Annotated in this window: 20 protein-coding genes; 10 read left to right on the forward strand and 10 right to left on the reverse strand. The window is 32.4% G+C overall.

What is annotated here, in order from left to right:
* Positions 1 to 92: 92 nt before the first annotated feature.
* The gene (locus tag Q2T41_RS14675) at positions 93 to 761 is read right to left on the reverse strand and encodes a BON domain-containing protein (RefSeq protein WP_304436682.1); all 669 of its coding nucleotides are present in this window, start codon (positions 759 to 761) and stop codon (positions 93 to 95) included.
* 175 nt (positions 762 to 936) lie between these two features.
* Between Q2T41_RS14675 and Q2T41_RS14680 the strand changes: the two genes are divergently transcribed.
* Both Q2T41_RS14680 and Q2T41_RS14685 read left to right on the forward strand, forming a co-directional pair.
* Positions 937 to 1338: a hypothetical protein gene (locus Q2T41_RS14680; protein ID WP_304436683.1), complete on the forward strand. Its 402-nt coding sequence runs from the start codon at positions 937 to 939 to the stop codon at positions 1336 to 1338.
* Between the two features lie 18 nt (positions 1339 to 1356).
* Positions 1357 to 1713, forward strand: coding sequence for a hypothetical protein (locus Q2T41_RS14685; protein ID WP_304436684.1), 357 nt, complete (start codon positions 1357 to 1359; stop codon positions 1711 to 1713).
* A 427-nt stretch (positions 1714 to 2140) separates the two neighbouring features.
* Here the strand turns inward: Q2T41_RS14685 and Q2T41_RS14690 are convergent, their stop codons facing one another.
* The 3 genes from Q2T41_RS14690 to ppsA all read right to left on the reverse strand — a co-directional run bounded on the left by Q2T41_RS14690 (position 2141) and on the right by ppsA (position 6613).
* Positions 2141 to 2809: a BON domain-containing protein gene (locus Q2T41_RS14690; RefSeq protein ID WP_304436685.1), complete on the reverse strand. Its 669-nt coding sequence runs from the start codon at positions 2807 to 2809 to the stop codon at positions 2141 to 2143.
* Between the two features lie 443 nt (positions 2810 to 3252).
* Positions 3253 to 4281, reverse strand: a complete 1029-nt coding sequence (locus tag Q2T41_RS14695) for a 1-phosphofructokinase family hexose kinase (protein WP_304436686.1) — start codon at positions 4279 to 4281, stop codon at positions 3253 to 3255.
* A complete protein-coding gene (gene ppsA, locus Q2T41_RS14700; protein WP_304436687.1) occupies positions 4217 to 6613 on the reverse strand; it encodes a phosphoenolpyruvate synthase in 2397 nt (798 codons plus the stop codon). The genes Q2T41_RS14695 and ppsA overlap by 65 nt, the downstream gene beginning before the upstream one ends.
* A gap of 422 nt (positions 6614 to 7035) precedes the next feature.
* On the opposite strand from ppsA, the gene Q2T41_RS14705 reads away from it, so the two are divergent.
* The 3 genes from Q2T41_RS14705 to Q2T41_RS14715 all read left to right on the forward strand — a co-directional run bounded on the left by Q2T41_RS14705 (position 7036) and on the right by Q2T41_RS14715 (position 8381).
* Positions 7036 to 7545: a nicotinate-nucleotide adenylyltransferase gene (locus tag Q2T41_RS14705; protein WP_304436688.1), complete on the forward strand. Its 510-nt coding sequence runs from the start codon at positions 7036 to 7038 to the stop codon at positions 7543 to 7545.
* A gap of 34 nt (positions 7546 to 7579) precedes the next feature.
* The gene (locus Q2T41_RS14710; protein WP_304436689.1) at positions 7580 to 7795 is read left to right on the forward strand and encodes a dodecin family protein; all 216 of its coding nucleotides are present in this window, start codon (positions 7580 to 7582) and stop codon (positions 7793 to 7795) included.
* Positions 7796 to 7901: 106 nt separating this feature from the next.
* Positions 7902 to 8381 carry an archease gene (locus tag Q2T41_RS14715; RefSeq protein ID WP_304436690.1) on the forward strand — a complete coding sequence of 160 codons (480 nt, stop codon included), beginning with the start codon at positions 7902 to 7904 and terminating at the stop codon, positions 8379 to 8381.
* 297 nt (positions 8382 to 8678) lie between these two features.
* Here Q2T41_RS14715 and Q2T41_RS14720 read toward each other — a convergent pair whose 3' ends face one another.
* The 4 genes from Q2T41_RS14720 to Q2T41_RS14735 all read right to left on the reverse strand — a co-directional run bounded on the left by Q2T41_RS14720 (position 8679) and on the right by Q2T41_RS14735 (position 10981).
* Positions 8679 to 9857, reverse strand: coding sequence for a bactofilin family protein (locus Q2T41_RS14720; RefSeq protein WP_304436691.1), 1179 nt, complete (start codon positions 9855 to 9857; stop codon positions 8679 to 8681).
* Between the two features lie 263 nt (positions 9858 to 10120).
* Entirely contained in the window at positions 10121 to 10366 is a 246-nt protein-coding gene (locus Q2T41_RS14725; RefSeq protein WP_304436692.1) for a hypothetical protein, read from the reverse strand.
* 41 nt (positions 10367 to 10407) lie between these two features.
* The gene (locus Q2T41_RS14730; protein WP_304436693.1) at positions 10408 to 10548 is read right to left on the reverse strand and encodes a hypothetical protein; all 141 of its coding nucleotides are present in this window, start codon (positions 10546 to 10548) and stop codon (positions 10408 to 10410) included.
* A 43-nt stretch (positions 10549 to 10591) separates the two neighbouring features.
* Positions 10592 to 10981: a hypothetical protein gene (locus tag Q2T41_RS14735; protein WP_304436694.1), complete on the reverse strand. Its 390-nt coding sequence runs from the start codon at positions 10979 to 10981 to the stop codon at positions 10592 to 10594.
* A 20-nt stretch (positions 10982 to 11001) separates the two neighbouring features.
* On the opposite strand from Q2T41_RS14735, the gene Q2T41_RS14740 reads away from it, so the two are divergent.
* Positions 11002 to 11148, forward strand: coding sequence for a hypothetical protein (locus tag Q2T41_RS14740; RefSeq protein WP_304436695.1), 147 nt, complete (start codon positions 11002 to 11004; stop codon positions 11146 to 11148).
* Between the two features lie 631 nt (positions 11149 to 11779).
* Here the strand turns inward: Q2T41_RS14740 and Q2T41_RS14745 are convergent.
* Positions 11780 to 11989: a hypothetical protein gene (locus tag Q2T41_RS14745; protein WP_304436696.1), complete on the reverse strand. Its 210-nt coding sequence runs from the start codon at positions 11987 to 11989 to the stop codon at positions 11780 to 11782.
* 124 nt (positions 11990 to 12113) lie between these two features.
* Between Q2T41_RS14745 and Q2T41_RS14750 the strand changes: the two genes are divergently transcribed.
* The 3 genes from Q2T41_RS14750 to Q2T41_RS14760 all read left to right on the forward strand — a co-directional run bounded on the left by Q2T41_RS14750 (position 12114) and on the right by Q2T41_RS14760 (position 14142).
* On the forward strand, positions 12114 to 12977 hold the full coding sequence (locus tag Q2T41_RS14750) for a universal stress protein (RefSeq protein WP_304436697.1): 864 nt from the start codon (positions 12114 to 12116) through the stop codon (positions 12975 to 12977).
* A gap of 23 nt (positions 12978 to 13000) precedes the next feature.
* Positions 13001 to 13294: a hypothetical protein gene (locus Q2T41_RS14755; protein ID WP_304436698.1), complete on the forward strand. Its 294-nt coding sequence runs from the start codon at positions 13001 to 13003 to the stop codon at positions 13292 to 13294.
* Positions 13295 to 13461: 167 nt separating this feature from the next.
* Positions 13462 to 14142, forward strand: coding sequence for a BRO-N domain-containing protein (locus Q2T41_RS14760; RefSeq protein ID WP_304436699.1), 681 nt, complete (start codon positions 13462 to 13464; stop codon positions 14140 to 14142).
* A 334-nt stretch (positions 14143 to 14476) separates the two neighbouring features.
* Here Q2T41_RS14760 and Q2T41_RS14765 read toward each other — a convergent pair whose 3' ends face one another.
* The gene (locus Q2T41_RS14765) at positions 14477 to 15322 is read right to left on the reverse strand and encodes a universal stress protein (protein ID WP_304436700.1); all 846 of its coding nucleotides are present in this window, start codon (positions 15320 to 15322) and stop codon (positions 14477 to 14479) included.
* A 156-nt stretch (positions 15323 to 15478) separates the two neighbouring features.
* On the opposite strand from Q2T41_RS14765, the gene Q2T41_RS14770 reads away from it, so the two are divergent.
* Positions 15479 to 15928 carry a hypothetical protein gene (locus tag Q2T41_RS14770; protein WP_304436701.1) on the forward strand — a complete coding sequence of 150 codons (450 nt, stop codon included), beginning with the start codon at positions 15479 to 15481 and terminating at the stop codon, positions 15926 to 15928.
* Positions 15929 to 16117 lie beyond the last annotated feature (189 nt).

Below are 16117 nucleotides of genomic sequence, written 5' to 3' on the forward strand. Positions count from 1 at the left end.
TCTGTATGATTTTCAATGAACGTTTAATTATACAGCTAAAATACAATGTTGTGTCGTTGTTTAAAATGACCTAGGTCAGTTTCTCTATTTTTTTAAACAAATTCAGGATATGTTTGTACTACTATTTCATTTTGTACATTTCTTACTCCGGCGGCTTTATATGCCGTTTTTTCAATTAATTCTCTTTCTTTTATAGAATGCACCCTTCCCTTTAACTGTACGGTGTCACCATCAACTTGAACTCGTATGCCTTTTGCCATTATACTGGTATTAAGTTCCAAGGCTTTGGTAATTTGATCTTCAATATTATCTGCTTTTAATAAAGGTGTTATTTCTATGTTATTGACGACACCTTTTACACCCAATAGATTTTGAACCGTATGTTTAGCAGCTTCACGTTGGTGAGACCAAGTTACTTCTCCTGATAAATAGATATACCCGTCTTCAACAAAAATTTCCACTTTTTCGCTAGGTATAGTTGCATTCCATTCAAGGGCATTTACTGCTGCTTTTGCAATTTCTTTATCGGTTTTAGCATATTCGTCACCATATTTTACTTCAATATCCTCGGCAACAGCTTTTACACCTTTAACGCGTTTAGCAACCTTATTGGCTAAAGCTTTTTTAAAATATTCGTTGACTACACCACTTAATGTTACAATACCATTTTCTACAATTACCCCAATTTGAGTTTCGTCAATATTAGGTTCAAAAACAAGTTCGTCTAAGATGTCTTGTTTTATTTGTGCATCTGTTTTCATAAAGTTCTATTTTGAATAAAAATACGGTCTACTATTTATTTGTAAAATGATGTGAATCAGTAATGCATATTGTTCTCTTTCAGTTTATAAGTCGATAATTGACACTGATCTAGATCATTTTGTGGTTGTGAACAAATTTCAATTTTTGGGGTAATAATTTCTAAATAATATGAAAATGGAAACAACAAAAACTAATACAAAAGCTGCATTATTACTGCTAGGAGCAAGCCTAGAATTGCTTCACCAAGAAAGTATGGAATGGTTAGACACTGTTGCCTTCTGGAAAGATGAAACAAAATTCTTCGCCAATCTTTTAAAAAATAAAAAGACTACGGGTTCTGAATATGCTAAAATGCTAGAAAACTTAGATAAAATTCATGAGAACCTATTTAATTATTTAGAAGAAGATATTTTACTTCATGAAAAGTTATTATCTCGTTTACATAAAGGCGAAAAAGGATTGTCTGATTGGGATTATCGTGAAAAGCATAGAAGTTTGGGAGAGCGAATGAATTTGTTTACCACCGATTTTAGGGAATTTAAAAAAATGGTTTTCGGCTATGTAAAGAAACTTTGAACATTAAAAACAATTGCTATGGAAATGACCATCTTTATTAAAGAATTTCGACAGGTAGATAGTATTGCCAGATTCATGGACTTTTACCATAGCTTGCAGATGAACTATTTGGCAAGTGATTTGTTAGAACAAGGTTTATCTCCAAAACAGATTACAGACGCGGTAATAAAAGCAATTAATATTGGTAAGGTCTCCGGGTTAATGATGAAAGAGCATTTTAAACCTGTTTTTAGTGGTTTTAACAACAAGATAATCATCGATTGTAAACTATCTCACTTGGCATATGGTCTTGTTTTGTTAAATGCTGATGTAGAACTCAATGTTGTGGGCAATTTTCAGATAACTGTTTTAAGGTCTTATATTAATAGTTCTTAGTGCTTTTAAAATCAAAATGGTTTACAATGGTAGGTAGCATCTGGCGATATATAAACTCTCCTTCAACTAACTTACAGCCTTAATTTAACTTGAAATCAGCTACAAACTTTTAGATTAGAGAGTTATCATATATACATACAGCACATTGTATTCTTCAATACACTTAAAAATTCTTTTAGATGAATGTTAACATTGATTATTATTAGGAGCGTAGTTACGCTATGTAGCATTGTTAAAAAATCTATTTTTTATATTTTCATTTAGCTCAATACATTTTTGGGCTACAATGTCTTTAAGTTTGGAGTCATTTTAGTCCATGTTTTACTAAAACTTTTAACAATATAATTCTACTTGCAAAATCTTAAAACCCTCGCTTAACTAGTAAACGAAGGTTTTAAATGGTTTGTGAAGTGTGCATTAAATAATATTATACGTAAGAAGGATAGTATTGTATTTTAAGCTTGTTAACCACATCAAGTACCCCTGGAGCTCTGAAGGCAGCTTTTTCGGCTTCTTCTTTTTCTTTAATAGAATGCACTTTTCCACTTAAGGTAACAGTACTGCCATCTGCTGTTACAACAATGCTTTTGGCATCTATACGAGCAGATCTCTCAAAGGCTTCCTCTATAGTATCTTTTACTAAAATCGGTTTAACTGTTTGTTTTAGCTTTATGTTATTGGAAACGCCTCTTACACCTACTAAATTTTTAATTGCATTTGTTGCTGAATTTTTTTGGTACGCCCATTTCGCTTCTCCTGTTAAGTATACCCAACCATTTTCAACTTTAACGATAACTGTATTGTCCGGTACTGATGAATCCCATTCTAATGCTTTTACCACTGCTTTGGCGATATCAGTATCAGATTTGTCAATACTTGATGGATATTTAACCATAATGTCTTCTGCTACTGCCTTAACGCCACTTACACGCTTGGCCGCTTTTTCCGCTGCAATTTTCTTTGTATAGCTATCTACTTCTCCGCTTAAAGTGACGACACCTTCATCTACGGCGACACCAATTTTTGTTTCATCTATACTTGGTTCCCATGATAATTCGTTTTGAACATCCAATTTAATTTTTGAATCTGTTTTCATCTTTATATTATTTAAAGGTTTCTAAACTCTTTTTAACTTGTATATCTAAAATTAAGAGTTACTTGTTTTTTCATTTTTTTTAGATTTAGGTTCTACTTATAGAAGCAAATGTATATTGATGAATAACTGTTTAAAATGATGTATATCAGTATATTATATTTTAACAAATGATTGTGTTTTCTTATAGAGAGACGATTTGAATTTAATTCAAGATTATATTTTATTTCCTTACCAATTTTGCTAAAAAGGTATTGTTTCAATACTTGTTTTAACTCATGTCAGTTTCTTATTTAGAACATTTTATGTTTGTAGATGACGATCAATATGGAACTATCTCTCAGCTTTTAGCTGTAAATCAGGGTAAACAAATAGATATAATTGAGTTGCATATCATTTTGTTCGTTACTTTCCTATTTTAAGTACTTTCATTAAAAAATCAAACTCTAAATTTTCACATTTCGTCGTAACCATTTAAAAATGAGCTCTACATCCTTAAGTTGACAAAGTTTAGTTCCTCTTTTAAGTGTGGCTGCTGCGCCACAAGCAATACCATATTCGGTCATAACTTTGGCATTTTTACCTGCTTGTGCTTTTATGAGCATACCAGCTAACATGCTGTCGCCAGCACCGATAGTATTTTTTTCATCAACAATAGGTGCAGCTATGTATTGAAATAGATTTGATGTGACCAATAAGGCACCACGCTTTCCTAATGATACCACCATAATTTCGCAAGCATGAGTGGACATAAATTTTTTTGTTGCTTCTTTCAATGATTTTGTTGATAGGGTCTGTTCATTATAAAGACTTGCAAGCTCATTAAGGTTGGGCTTAAATAAATACATTTCAGATGTTATGGCATGTGGTAAAGCTCTACCCTTTGTATCTACTACAAACTTTGCTTTCTTTCGCTTTACGATGTCACCAACTAGTTTATAATAATTATCGGGAATACCCGCTGTCAACTTTCCGCTAGCAACTAAAAAATCATTTTCATTTAATAAGCTTTCGATTTTGTCCAAACTATTTTGCCATTCATGCTTCTGTACAAATGGACCCGGTAGACCAAAACGATATTGTAAATCAGTATTTAAATCATGCACAGAAAGATTTTCTCGGGTAATATCTTTTATATCTATTATACATTGGTCAATAGAATCCTTTGATAATAATTCTTGAAGATGATTGCCAGTTCTACCTCCTGACAGGTATAGTGCAGTTGATTCGCCACCCAAATTTTTAATGGCACGAGAAACATTAATACCACCGCCACCAGAATAATATATAGGTTCGGTACAATTTAATTTTTGATTGGGAATTAAGCTCGATATTGTGGTACTTTTATCAATGACAGGATTTACGGTAAGAGTTAGTATACGGCTCAAAAGAGTGATTTTAAATGAATGTTTAGTCGCTAATCTCAGTAACCTTCTTAGTGGTATGTTTTTGCTCTGCCTTGTTAATGTTTTCAATGCCTTGAAGTAAAGCATCTGGATTAAAGGAAATACTATCTATGCCTTCATCGACCAAGAATTGTGCAAATTCAGGAAAATCACTTGGCGCCTGTCCGCATAACCCAATTTTTGTATGGGTTGATTTTGCGCTTTGTATAGCCATTGAAATCATTTTTTTGGTAGCTACATCATTTTCATCAAATAGCTTTCCCATTATTTCAGAGTCTCTATCTATACCTAAGGTTAGTTGGGTAAGGTCATTAGAACCAATTGAAAACCCATCGAATATTTCAGCAAATTCTTTTGCGAGAATAACATTGCTCGGTATTTCTATCATAGTATAGATTTTTAAATTATTATCCTTTCTTTTAAGCCCATTTTCAGCCATTACAGTAACCACTTTTTTTCCTTCTTCTATAGTTCTGCAAAATGGTATCATAACCTTTAAATTGGTTAAACCCATGTCTTCACGTACTTTTTTAATTGCGGCGCATTCTAGCGCAAATCCGTCTTTATATAGCTCATTATAATACCTGGCCGCCCCTCTAAAACCTAACATCGGATTTTCTTCGTGGGGTTCAAAATCGGCACCTCCTATTAAGTTTGCATATTCATTGGTCTTAAAATCGCTTAAACGTACAATGACCTCTTTTGGGTAAAAAGCTGCAGCAATGGTAGCAATACCTTGAGAGAGCTGGTCAATGAAATATGCAGGTTTGTCTGCATAGTTTTTAGTTAATTTTTCAATTTCTTTTCGAGTGCCCGCATTTTTGATCTGGTTGAATTTCACCAATGCCATTGGGTGTACTTTAACTTTATGGGTAATTATGAACTCCATTCTAAGTAGCCCTACACCGTCATTTGGATAGTGAGAAAGGTTGAAGGCATTTTCTGGGTCTGCAAGAATTAATTTAGCCTCGGTAAGTGGCATCTTTATGCCGGAAAAATCTATTTCTCTCTCTTTAAAAGATAAGTTTCCTTTATAGACATATCCTGTTCTTCCTTGTGCACAAGACAACGTTATAGTTTCGTTATTTAAAATTTGTTCGGTTGCATTGCCACACCCTACTATTGCCGGTACGCCCAATTCACGAGCTACTATGGCCGCATGGCTAGTTCTACCACCTTTATTGGTGATAATTCCGCCTACTTTTTTAAGCAATGGATCCCAATCTGGAGTTATAGTGTCGGTTATTATAATCGTATCCTTAGTTAAACTTGGCGCTTCGTTCGGTGACTTTAAAATAATAGCTTTGCCCACTTTAATTTTTGACCCAATAGCATTACCCTGGGTATAAATTTCGCCTTTTTCCAGTATTTGATATTCAACATGAATTTGTTTGTCTTTGTTTTGATGAACGGTTTCTGGTCGTGCTTGGGTAATAAAAAGTTTATTTGAAATTCCGTCTTTTGCCCATTCAATGTCCATAGGTTTTTTGTAATGCTGTTCGATCAACAACGCCCAATTGCCCAAGGTGATAATCTCATCATCTGATAATACATAGGTTTCCTGTTTTTCTTTTTGTGTAGATACATTTAGGGTGGTCGCCTTTTCGGCCTCGTCGGCATAAACCATGGTTAGTTTTTTATCCCCTAATTTTTTTTGTACGATCGGATACTTTTTTTTCGACAAACTAGGCTTGAATACATAATACTCATCTGGATTTATTGTTCCTTGAACAATGTTCTCGCCCAGACCCCAAACACCGGAAAGTAAGATTATATTCTCGAAACCTGATTCTGGTTCAATAGTAAACCCAACTCCAGAACAACCTTTGTCTGAACGGACCATTAATTGTACCCCAACAGAAAGGGCTATGTCTTTATGTATAAAGCCTTTGTCTTCTCGATATTTAATAGCTCTATCTGTATACAATGAAGCAAAGCATTTTTTTACTGCTTGTAGCAATGGATCCTTCCCTTTAATATTTAAAAAAGTATCATGTTGACCTGCAAAACTGGCATCTGGCAAGTCTTCTGCGGTAGCGCTACTTCTAACGGCTACGGCCATATTAGTATCACCGCATAAATCGTTGTAGGCCTTTAAGATAGATTCTGTTAATGCTTTTGAAAATTCACTTTTAAGAATTAGGTTTCTTGCACGGTCTCCTATTAGTGCCAAATTGGAATATTCTAATCGATCAAGGCCAGATATGATATTTTCCAAAGCCTCTTGAATATTATTTTCTTTTAAAAATTTCCAATAAGCAGAAGATGTGGTTGCAAAACCATTGGGTATACCTACACCTTTTGAAGTTAATTGATTGTACATTTCTCCAAGCGAAGCATTTTTTCCGCCTACTGAAGAAATATCGATAATCCCGATATGTGAAAATTTTTTAATAAGCATTGGGCAATGGTTTTAATGTGAAACCAAAATTATCTTAAGGAGGTTTAATTTGGTATGATGTAGGTCATTACCATATGCATGCTTTTCTCTTTTTCAGAAAATTTTGTTGACAAATTTCAGTAAGGGTATAGTTAAACTATAAATGTATACTGTAATTGAGAATAAGAAGGTCGATTACCTCTTATTTAATTTTTTTTCAAAACCAAAATTCAATAGCTATTCTTAAATCTATTTTTTGTGGGGATTACACCTCATGGTATTCATATTAACTCCAACCAATGGCGGTAAGCTAATTTATTTCAATTTTCTTAACTGATCCACATCATTGTAATCATTGACATACCTAGATAAATTAGCCCATAATATCTTATGAAAAATAAAATAAACACAAACATTTAAGTATTAACTAAAAATTAAAAATCATGAAAAAAGTATTATTAGGTTTATTAGCAATTGGATTCACAGGTCAAATTTATGCCCAGATAATTAAAACAGAAGAACTTTCTGAAGTAACTGTTTTTGCCACCAATTATAAGTATTTAAGCGATATGAATACCAAAAAAGAAGTGTCTATACCTGTTGAATTATTACAACGTAAGGTAGCGGCTTTCGATGTAAAAGAGTCAGAGTTTTACCAAGATGATTATGATTTATATCAAATCAATTTTTTTATACCCGAAGGAACTATTTTGGCCGCATATGACGCGGATGGAAAATTAGTACGAACTGCAGAACGATTTAAAAATGTCAATTTACCCAAAGCAGTGAGAGAATCTGTATATGAGCGTTTTCCTGGGTGGACAATTACAAAAGATATTTATTTGGTCAATTATCAAGAAGCCAAAGGCGCAAATAAGAAGTACAAATTGAAATTAGAAAATGGTGAAAAAGTTGTAAGGGTAAAGGTAGATGAAATGGGAAATTTCCTTTAAAATATATAAAGTATTAATTTAAAAAATAGAAATTATGTCAGTATTAAAGGTCATTGAACTTATGGGAAACTCAAACGAAAGCTTTGAGAATGCAGTTGAAAATGTTATCTCGCAAGCCTCAAAAACGGTTAATAATATTAAATCCGTCTACATACAAGACATGCAGGTAACGGTAGATAACAACCAAATTGTTCAATATAGGGTAACTACAAAAGTTACCTTCGAAATTTCAATGCAAGAAGCATTTTAATTAATTATATAGAGCGTTGTTATAAACATGTAGGATGTTATCTCATGTTTATAACAACCTCTCATTTATTTATCAATAGGAAAAATTATGTACAAAAAAATATGTTATGGAACCTCAAGTAGTATCAAAGAAGCCCCGTCGTCATTTTAGAAAGAATATAAGTAGTTTGGAAAGCTTGAAACCTAAAATAGGGATTAAGGTAGAAGCTAGTAGTTTACAGGCGTTATTTAAAAAAAGTTTAAAGAATATGGCGAACACCTTAAAAAGCAAAATTTATGATTCAACAAGACATACAGATTGTATAATGCATGTAGAGGTTGAAGCATTAAACAGTAAAAACTTACTTAAGAAATTTTTAAATCAAGTATTAGAATTGACCCACGAGCATCATACTATTTTTTGTACAATGTATATAGAAGAGCTTACAGAGAATAAAATCAATGCACAATTGTTTGGTAATTGGTTTGATGTATTTGATAATAAATTAAAATCTATTCCAGAAAATGGCATTGTTTTAATTAATGATAAAGAATCATTACACCCTTTTAATAGCTCAATTGTTTTTAATTATGAGAGTGAACTGTAGTCTTTAAGTGCTATGAAAATTATGAGAAGCTTCAGGTTACTGTTGATAACCAATTTAAAGTCTCTAATTGTTGCACTAAAAATTAATCACCATATCATTGACGGCAATTACGTTTAGACCGGTCATATAATTTATCCAAACTTCTTTTTACCTAGTTTAATACATACATAATTTCGATGTTTTTATTACATAGGGTTAATATATGTTGATTCTCCATAATTATTGTTTTGAGCATTAGGAATTAATGCTTTTTCACACACCTATTCTCGAAACTAAAAAATGAGAATAGTTCAATTTTTATTCAAATTTTGGCGCTTTCTTTTTTTGAAATAAGGTATACACGATAAGTCCATAACCAATTGCTATAACAATGAATGCCAACAAGGGCCCTAAGAAAGGTATGAAGGTCATTAAACGAATTGCTGCAGCTATGCCCAAAGTTATAAATGCCTTGGTCCACATACCCCAATTTTTAGACCCTTTAGTTTCAAAGAAGTAGGTACATAACAATGCGGTAACCAAATGGCCAAATAGTAAACTGAACAAGTAAAAACCACCTAAAAACATAGCAATAGGAATACCGATGATTATTAAGAATAGAAATAATATGACAAGGGGTATGCCAAATATATAAATGGCACCATAGCCTAAATTTCGTAAAATATTTGTGTCTAAATTGGCAGAGATCGTATGGAGATAATTACCGAATGCCCAATTTATAATTAATATAACCAAGAATGCTGATAAGAGATAGAAAATCCAAAATCCAAGGGCGGCAATACCAAAACTTTTCATTGTAAAATCTTTTTGGTCACCTTTAAGCGATTCATCAAAACTGGCGTTTACACCATCCAGTGAATTTTTAAAATCTAAACTACCTTCTTCAGACCAATAATTGACATTGTTGTTGAAGATGGCATTTTTACCAATGGTTATTGACTCTGCTGCAAGTTTAGAAGTTCCATTAATTATTCCGTCTATATAAATTTTTTCAGCATTTATCTCGGCTTCTTTTTCAACAGTTCCGTTTATTTTTATTTCTCCGGAGTGCGATTTTATATTTCCTAAAATTTGGCCGTTCATTTCAATATCACCCGAAAAATTAATCAGATTACCATGAATGATTGCGTTTTCGGTAATTAGAACTTCACCACCAGCTATTATGATGTCATCGCCTACTTCGGCATCAATAGTCAATTTTCCTCCTGCTGCCCTAATATCATCCTTAATAAAACCTATGACCATGATTTCGCCACCAGCAATAATTAGATCTTGTTGAACAGTATCTTTTACCGTAATCTTACTGCCAGCCAATACCAGATCTCCATCTATAATTGCATTGACATCTATATTTTCCCCGGCCATGTAGAAATCATCTTTTTGATGTTCGGTGATGTTGATGTCTCTATTCTTTGCTTGCTGACCATATGCCGTGATTGAAATGAGTAGCGTTGAAAAAAGTAGTAATGTTTTCATAATGATTGCTTTAAACTGTTTGTTCAAGCTTAAAGGATATAAATTCTAACTTAGTATGAAATGATCTGTATCAGCCATCTCTATTTCAAAATTTAAATGGTAGATTTTTCTACTTTTTGACCTCTTTTAAAAAAGTTCGAGTTGAATGCCTTTACGTAAATGCTATAAAACAACCAAGGTTGATTTGCAAAAAAGCAAACGATAAAATCTAGGGTCAGCGGTAACAATGCAGAAATAGTGGTAGATCATGCTGTTGTTTTCTTTTAAATGGTATAGACTTTAGTTGAACAGGGGTTGTGCAGAAGGCTGAACAGCTTTAAATTAATTGCTGTAAAAAATGTCCAGCCACCAACGATTAATATTATTATTGTATCTGTTACAGAATCAAGTTCAAACATAAAACCGTCACCATTGCCAATACCAGTTAAACTTGAATTTATTACGGTTAATATTAGTATTGCAGGAATTACAATTTCAATAGCAGGTATGGCAATGATGTAAGCAAGCAATATTATCCCGCTAAGACCAAACTAAAGGCAAACGGATTTACCTAATCAATAAAATATTCAGCATAGCTTAATTCACTTATATAGATGTTATCTGTTAACCAAGTAATATTGCCTGCCGGAAAGGTAAAAACAATATCACGCCAAAGAATATAAATTGTTCTATCTATTAAAGACGTATACAATGTCTTTAATATTTGAGGAGGTTTATAAGGAGGTAATTCTAAGCTAAGAGGATATCTGGCTACTTAAAATAGATTTGCTTAAACCCTTTGGTACTAAAAGACTGTAAACATTACCTAATATAGCAATACTAACTACCGCTCCTACAGATGCCAATCCTGCCCAATGATACGGAACCAAACCAACGATAAATATTGTTGCTGTTAATATTTGAGTTGGCCACATGCCATTACATAACGAAAAGGTACTGGTAATAATGGATATTAATTGCTCTCCAGGACTATGAATAATCCTTGTTGCGACCACCCTGGCAGCATTACAGCCAAGCCTCATGCTTAATTTTTTAGGCTTGTTTGCCATATATTCCAGCTTTTCTAAAAAAGAGCTATCCAGGGCACGTAACCAAGATCTTAATAATATAAACTTAAAGGTCAAAAGCGACTAGTTGGGCATACATGGTAGACGTTTCATCTTACAAATGTGTAATTCTGGCAATACCTCCCTTTTTCAGTAAACTTAATGATTGCCCATGGTATGTTGTTAACTCTCCCGATAATAGTTGGTATAGGGTCGCCACGTGGATTAAAAACGGGGTTGCCTAAAGTTACGGCCAAAAGATCGACTTCTTATAATGACAATAGGTGTTCTTGAGAGTCTTCCCCATGGTGCTATTCTACATTACAAATTACAGTTTCATCAGCCAGGTCCTTTTTTTATAAATAATGTATTCTTATTCTTTTAAGGGCGTTGGGTTCGTTAGCCATAGTTAGCCTAATTTGAACTTCTTTTATTACTATTAGACCTATAGATTGTAACTGTACTATAATTTTGGCAGCTTTATTTGTTTTTAGATTTATTTTGCCCGAAATGATAGGTAAACCACAACTTTTAGGTTTGTACTCACAATCAAAAATAAATTATGCGCATTATCTTGTAACTTGCGTTTTATGCACTGTGAACTCTTTGCCCACAATGGAATAAGCCTTATTCTAGGCCAAAGTACCCATGCCAATAGCACCAGAATATAATTCTAATTAATAGTGCAGTTATAGGTTTTAACACAAGTACCATGAGTTTGATTTTGGTTTTGATTGCTATAATTTGGGCTTAATGACGACAAGGCATATGAACCGAATATTAAATTTAGAAAGAACTAGAAAAGGATGAAATAATTAAATCAGTGCAATTACAAATTTGTTAACTAGAAAATGGTATTCTATTAAAAGTTTAAACTTAATTTTTATGGGTTTCTAAATAATGTTTCAATAATTGTTTTAAACTCTCTAAATACTCTTGCATAATTACTTGATCAATATGTGGATGGTCATTTGAAGGTATCGTTATCGGGTTTTCATCTAGAAACCGATAAAGCTCGGGGTAGCTGGTTTCTATAGTGTTGATAAGCTGAGTAATTTCTTCGAGTACATTGCTTAAGTCGTTCATAGTCAATATTGTTGAAATGAAAATATAAATATATTCCGAGATTTAATTAAAGCACATGACAGAGGTCATTTGATAGAATATTGTATGATAATAATTTTGTTTTCATACCATAAAGACACGCAAATTGAAAACAATAGTATACGCCACCGATTATTCAAAGAATTCTGTTGAAGCTTTGAAATATGCTCATTACTTAAATACAAAACTAGGTACTCGTTTAGTAATATTACATGTGTTTGATTATCCTACGGTCTTAGGTTCTAAGTCACTTTCAGAACCTTTTCCGAATTTAGAAAAGGATAATTTTAGAATGCACCATGAAAAATTGAAGAAATTTTGCACGGAACATTTAGGCAATGATTGGAATTCATTTAATATTCAATTAGCGATAAAAGAAAATAAATCTGTAATACAAGGTATTTTCTCAAGTGCTGCCGAATGGCATGCAGATTTAATTTTAGTCGGTATGAAAGGTGGTAGTGGTATTCGTGAAATAATAGTTGGAAGCACTGCCAAACAACTTATTGAAGAAGCACCGTGTCCAGTATTGACAGTACCTACTATTGTTGGTTATAGACAGATTGAAACAATTGTTTATGCTACAGATTATGAAGAAGAAGATATTCATACTATCAAGAAACTTGTTGAGATTGCCAAACCTTTGCAAGCAAAAATACATGTAACACATATTTCTACCCAAAATGAATACAAAGGGGATATGCAGATGGAGTGGTTCAAAGATGCACTTAAAGAAAAAGTTAGCTATAAGGATATAATCTTTAAACTGATATTATCAGATGATATTTTTGATGCACTTCGCATTTATTTAGGTGATGTTAGTGCAGATATGGTAGTTATGCTTGAAAGAGAAAAGAAAGGTTTAAGAAAAAAATGGTTTCATAAAGACCTTGTTAAAAAGATGGAATCATATGGTAAAATTCCCTTATTAAGTTTTAACGAATATAATCATCAAACGCTCTATTATTAATTGAATCGTTTAAATAATTACTTATGTCTAGACGAATATTTAGATTAATTATAGCATTTGCCGTACTAATGGCAATTTATTTGGTCACTTTAAAAGACGACCACTCTAATGTCTTTTTAATAGTAGCATCAAGTATCACTTTTTTAATATTTAGTTTAGGAATTCACGGACTTATAGCACATTCTATTAGACCCGATACAAAAGGGAATATTATTGTTTACCCTATATTAATGTGGTCACTTTGGGCTATTCTTTTTTTACTTTTTATTTTTTTTATTATACCTGTGTATTGTCCTGATTTTTTATTGGATCTATAGGTATTAAACATCTCCGCCTTATACCACCGCAGTGGTATGAATTCTATTACATATTTCAGGAATTTTTAAAATAGAAGATGTTGAAATTGGCATAGTTTCTACTGATTTGCATCATGGTAGCGCTGTAATATTGAACGTAACTAAGTGGGGTACATATAAAATATGTTATGTTAGATAATAGTTTACAGCAAGATGAACTAAATAACTTTCAACAACTGGCGTCTGTGGAAATTGAAAATCAAATTTGGTTTATAGCCGATGATGTTACTCAAATGTTGGCCATTAACGATCTAGTTAAGGTGTTAGAAATTTTAGATGAAGATGAACGAAATTTCACCGTAATTTATAGGGATGGTAGCTTGAAATCAATGAACTTAATTTCTGAAAGTGGGTTGTACGCGTTGATTTTAAGAAGTGATACCCAAAATACGCTTAAATGTATAAAATGGATAACCAACCATATATTACCCTTACTTAGAATTCAAGGATATTATACCACAAAACGTCTAGAAATACCAAACTTTGTTATTCGTTTTAACGATAATTGGAATAGGGTAGATAAGGGATATTTTTCTGTGTTGAGCGAATTGTTTATTCGTTTATATGGTCGATTTGAACACGAAGGTTATACCCTGCCAAGTAGGGCGTTGAATGGTAAAGAAGTGCGACCAGATATTAGTGTAATCAATTATTTTGACGAATACCTTAAAGAAAAGCATCCCGAAAAAAGAAACAATTATAAAATTTATAAACATCGACTGCCCAATGGTAGGGAAATAGAAGCTAGACAATTTAAATTACTTGCTTCCTGTATAAATAGGTATTGCCTTTATGGGTTTTACTCATAACGATTCGTAAAAAAAAAATTAGACGTTGATGGTTCGCTCGTGTATTTATCAAAACGTAACAATTTGCAATTGGCCACTGCAGAATCGGTAGCTAGGAGTGTCCTTAAAATGATCGAAAAAAGGAAAATAGAATAACCCTGATCGGTTTGGGCTATTTGCCAATTTTACTTTACGTTATCTTCCTGTATTCAGTACTTGGTTATCATGGCTAAATCGAGAAAAAATAATAAAGCAGAATACATTGATTGCTGGAGTAAAAGAAGACGAAATAACTCAGTTAAATAACCAATATCAAGAAATTATTACTGGAGTAGGAGGTAAGGTAAAGACAATTTTAAAGTCCTCCAATATTAAAACTGATCAAAGGTACAGTGCTACTCTTTGCCATTTGTTTTACCTTGTCTAATTGAAAGTGTTTTTCATAAAAAGTAGAATTTTTTCTCTCTAACATAGCTAAAATATCAGCGCTGTTATTTTCAAGGTACCATAGCAAGTCTTCCAAAATATTTTCTGAAAAAATTAGGTCAAATTCTATTTTAGCATAGTTTACTTTTGCTCTTACGTTTTCTTTAAACCATTCCATTTTGGCCTCTATTTCGTATTTCTTTCCTGTAGTTATATGTACAACCCTAATTTGTGCATCAAATTTTTTAGCAATCTTCGCCAATTTATTAATAGCAAAAACATCTGCGGACTCAAAATCTGTCGCATAAATCATTTTATTTAACTGTGTGTTTTCATCTCGTTGAGGTACGATCATTAATGTACAAGGAGATTTTTTTAGAAGTGAAATAGCTGTGTTTCCCAATAGAAATTCTTTAACGGCGTTTGTTCCCTTTGCTCCAACACAGATTAGGTCTACACTAAATTTAATGGCTTTTTCCAAAATACTGTTGGTAACCGAATTTTCTTCATCAACAACAAAATTTATATTTTGGTTCTTAACCGGTTCGTCTATATGTTGTGCAAAAAAGTCTTTTAACATCTTGCGATTTTTTACATAATGTTTTTTTTCTTTTTTCAAGTAGGTTAAAGTTACGGTACTGGCAAGTGTTATAGGTATTTCAAAAACGTGCATGATAATTAATTTAGCATTGAATTTTTTAGCTAAAATATGTGCAAACTTTAATGCCAAAACAGAATTTTCTGAATAATCGGTAGCGTATAGGATAGTCTTCATGACAATAGTTTTTTGTTTGTAGTTATGAAACTAAGCTTGTCGCTTTTTAAAAAAAATGATGAAGGTCATAACCGGTTTTTTATAGTAATGATTTAGATCATTTGTTTAAGGGTGATACTCTTATAGATTTACATTACAGGGATAAAATTGTTGATTATGAAGAATTTAAATTATAGTAATGATTTAAAGTTTTTAGATAATGGCCCATGGGACGAGCTTTATGTATTGACCAATCACTGGGTTTCAGATCTTGAGTTTTATAGGGATGATCTTAAGTTTTTAAATCATCTAATAGACAAATATTTCATTTGGCTTACAAAGCCAGAAAACTTACAAATGATTAAAGAGTTAAAAACAGGCTTACAAGAAACTAATACTATGGTTCATGATTTACTTGAGAAAGTAGGTAAGCATAGAAATAGGTTAGGTCTTTTAGTGGAAGATCCCAATAGAAAAGATGCAGGTGTAATAGTCATGGAGCATGAACATTTGGAAGAGGAAATAATCAGCTTTGTTTCATTTTTTAGATTAAACAGAAATGAGACTTTTAAACTAACCGAATATATAATGGATAGCGAAGAACTTTCAACAATTATTAGAGGTTAGGTATTTTTCTTATAAACCAGTAGTTATGCACTCTTTTCTGAAACTAGCGATTTACCATTAGCATACGGTAAAATTTTATTTGTCCTTAAAGTGTTCAGATCTTATTTGAGCTTTCCATTTTAATTTAGCAAATTAAAATTGTAAAGACCTAAAGGTGTAGAAGACCTTATTAAAATAAACATTAATCTA

This window comes from Maribacter confluentis (assembly GCF_030505015.1).
GTDB classification, from domain to species: Bacteria; Bacteroidota; Bacteroidia; order Flavobacteriales; family Flavobacteriaceae; genus Maribacter; species Maribacter sedimenticola.

What these genes read in the sequence shown, in the direction of transcription:
- Q2T41_RS14740 (WP_304436695.1), top strand. Translation starts at nt 11,002, where the DNA reads ATGGTAGACGTTTCATCTTACAAATGTGTAATTCTGGCAATACCTCCC.
- Q2T41_RS14715 (WP_304436690.1), top strand. Translation starts at nt 7,902, where the DNA reads ATGGAACCTCAAGTAGTATCAAAGAAGCCCCGTCGTCATTTTAGAAAG.
- Q2T41_RS14720 (WP_304436691.1), bottom strand. Translation starts at nt 9,857, where the DNA reads ATGAAAACATTACTACTTTTTTCAACGCTACTCATTTCAATCACGGCA.
- ppsA (WP_304436687.1), bottom strand. Translation starts at nt 6,613, where the DNA reads ATGCTTATTAAAAAATTTTCACATATCGGGATTATCGATATTTCTTCA.
- Q2T41_RS14680 (WP_304436683.1), top strand. Translation starts at nt 937, where the DNA reads ATGGAAACAACAAAAACTAATACAAAAGCTGCATTATTACTGCTAGGA.
- Q2T41_RS14760 (WP_304436699.1), top strand. Translation starts at nt 13,462, where the DNA reads ATGTTAGATAATAGTTTACAGCAAGATGAACTAAATAACTTTCAACAA.
- Q2T41_RS14745 (WP_304436696.1), bottom strand. Translation starts at nt 11,989, where the DNA reads ATGAACGACTTAAGCAATGTACTCGAAGAAATTACTCAGCTTATCAAC.
- Q2T41_RS14675 (WP_304436682.1), bottom strand. Translation starts at nt 761, where the DNA reads ATGAAAACAGATGCACAAATAAAACAAGACATCTTAGACGAACTTGTT.
- Q2T41_RS14685 (WP_304436684.1), top strand. Translation starts at nt 1,357, where the DNA reads ATGGAAATGACCATCTTTATTAAAGAATTTCGACAGGTAGATAGTATT.
- Q2T41_RS14690 (WP_304436685.1), bottom strand. Translation starts at nt 2,809, where the DNA reads ATGAAAACAGATTCAAAAATTAAATTGGATGTTCAAAACGAATTATCA.
- Q2T41_RS14755 (WP_304436698.1), top strand. Translation starts at nt 13,001, where the DNA reads ATGTCTAGACGAATATTTAGATTAATTATAGCATTTGCCGTACTAATG.
- Q2T41_RS14705 (WP_304436688.1), top strand. Translation starts at nt 7,036, where the DNA reads ATGAAAAAAGTATTATTAGGTTTATTAGCAATTGGATTCACAGGTCAA.
- Q2T41_RS14765 (WP_304436700.1), bottom strand. Translation starts at nt 15,322, where the DNA reads ATGAAGACTATCCTATACGCTACCGATTATTCAGAAAATTCTGTTTTG.
- Q2T41_RS14770 (WP_304436701.1), top strand. Translation starts at nt 15,479, where the DNA reads ATGAAGAATTTAAATTATAGTAATGATTTAAAGTTTTTAGATAATGGC.
- Q2T41_RS14710 (WP_304436689.1), top strand. Translation starts at nt 7,580, where the DNA reads ATGTCAGTATTAAAGGTCATTGAACTTATGGGAAACTCAAACGAAAGC.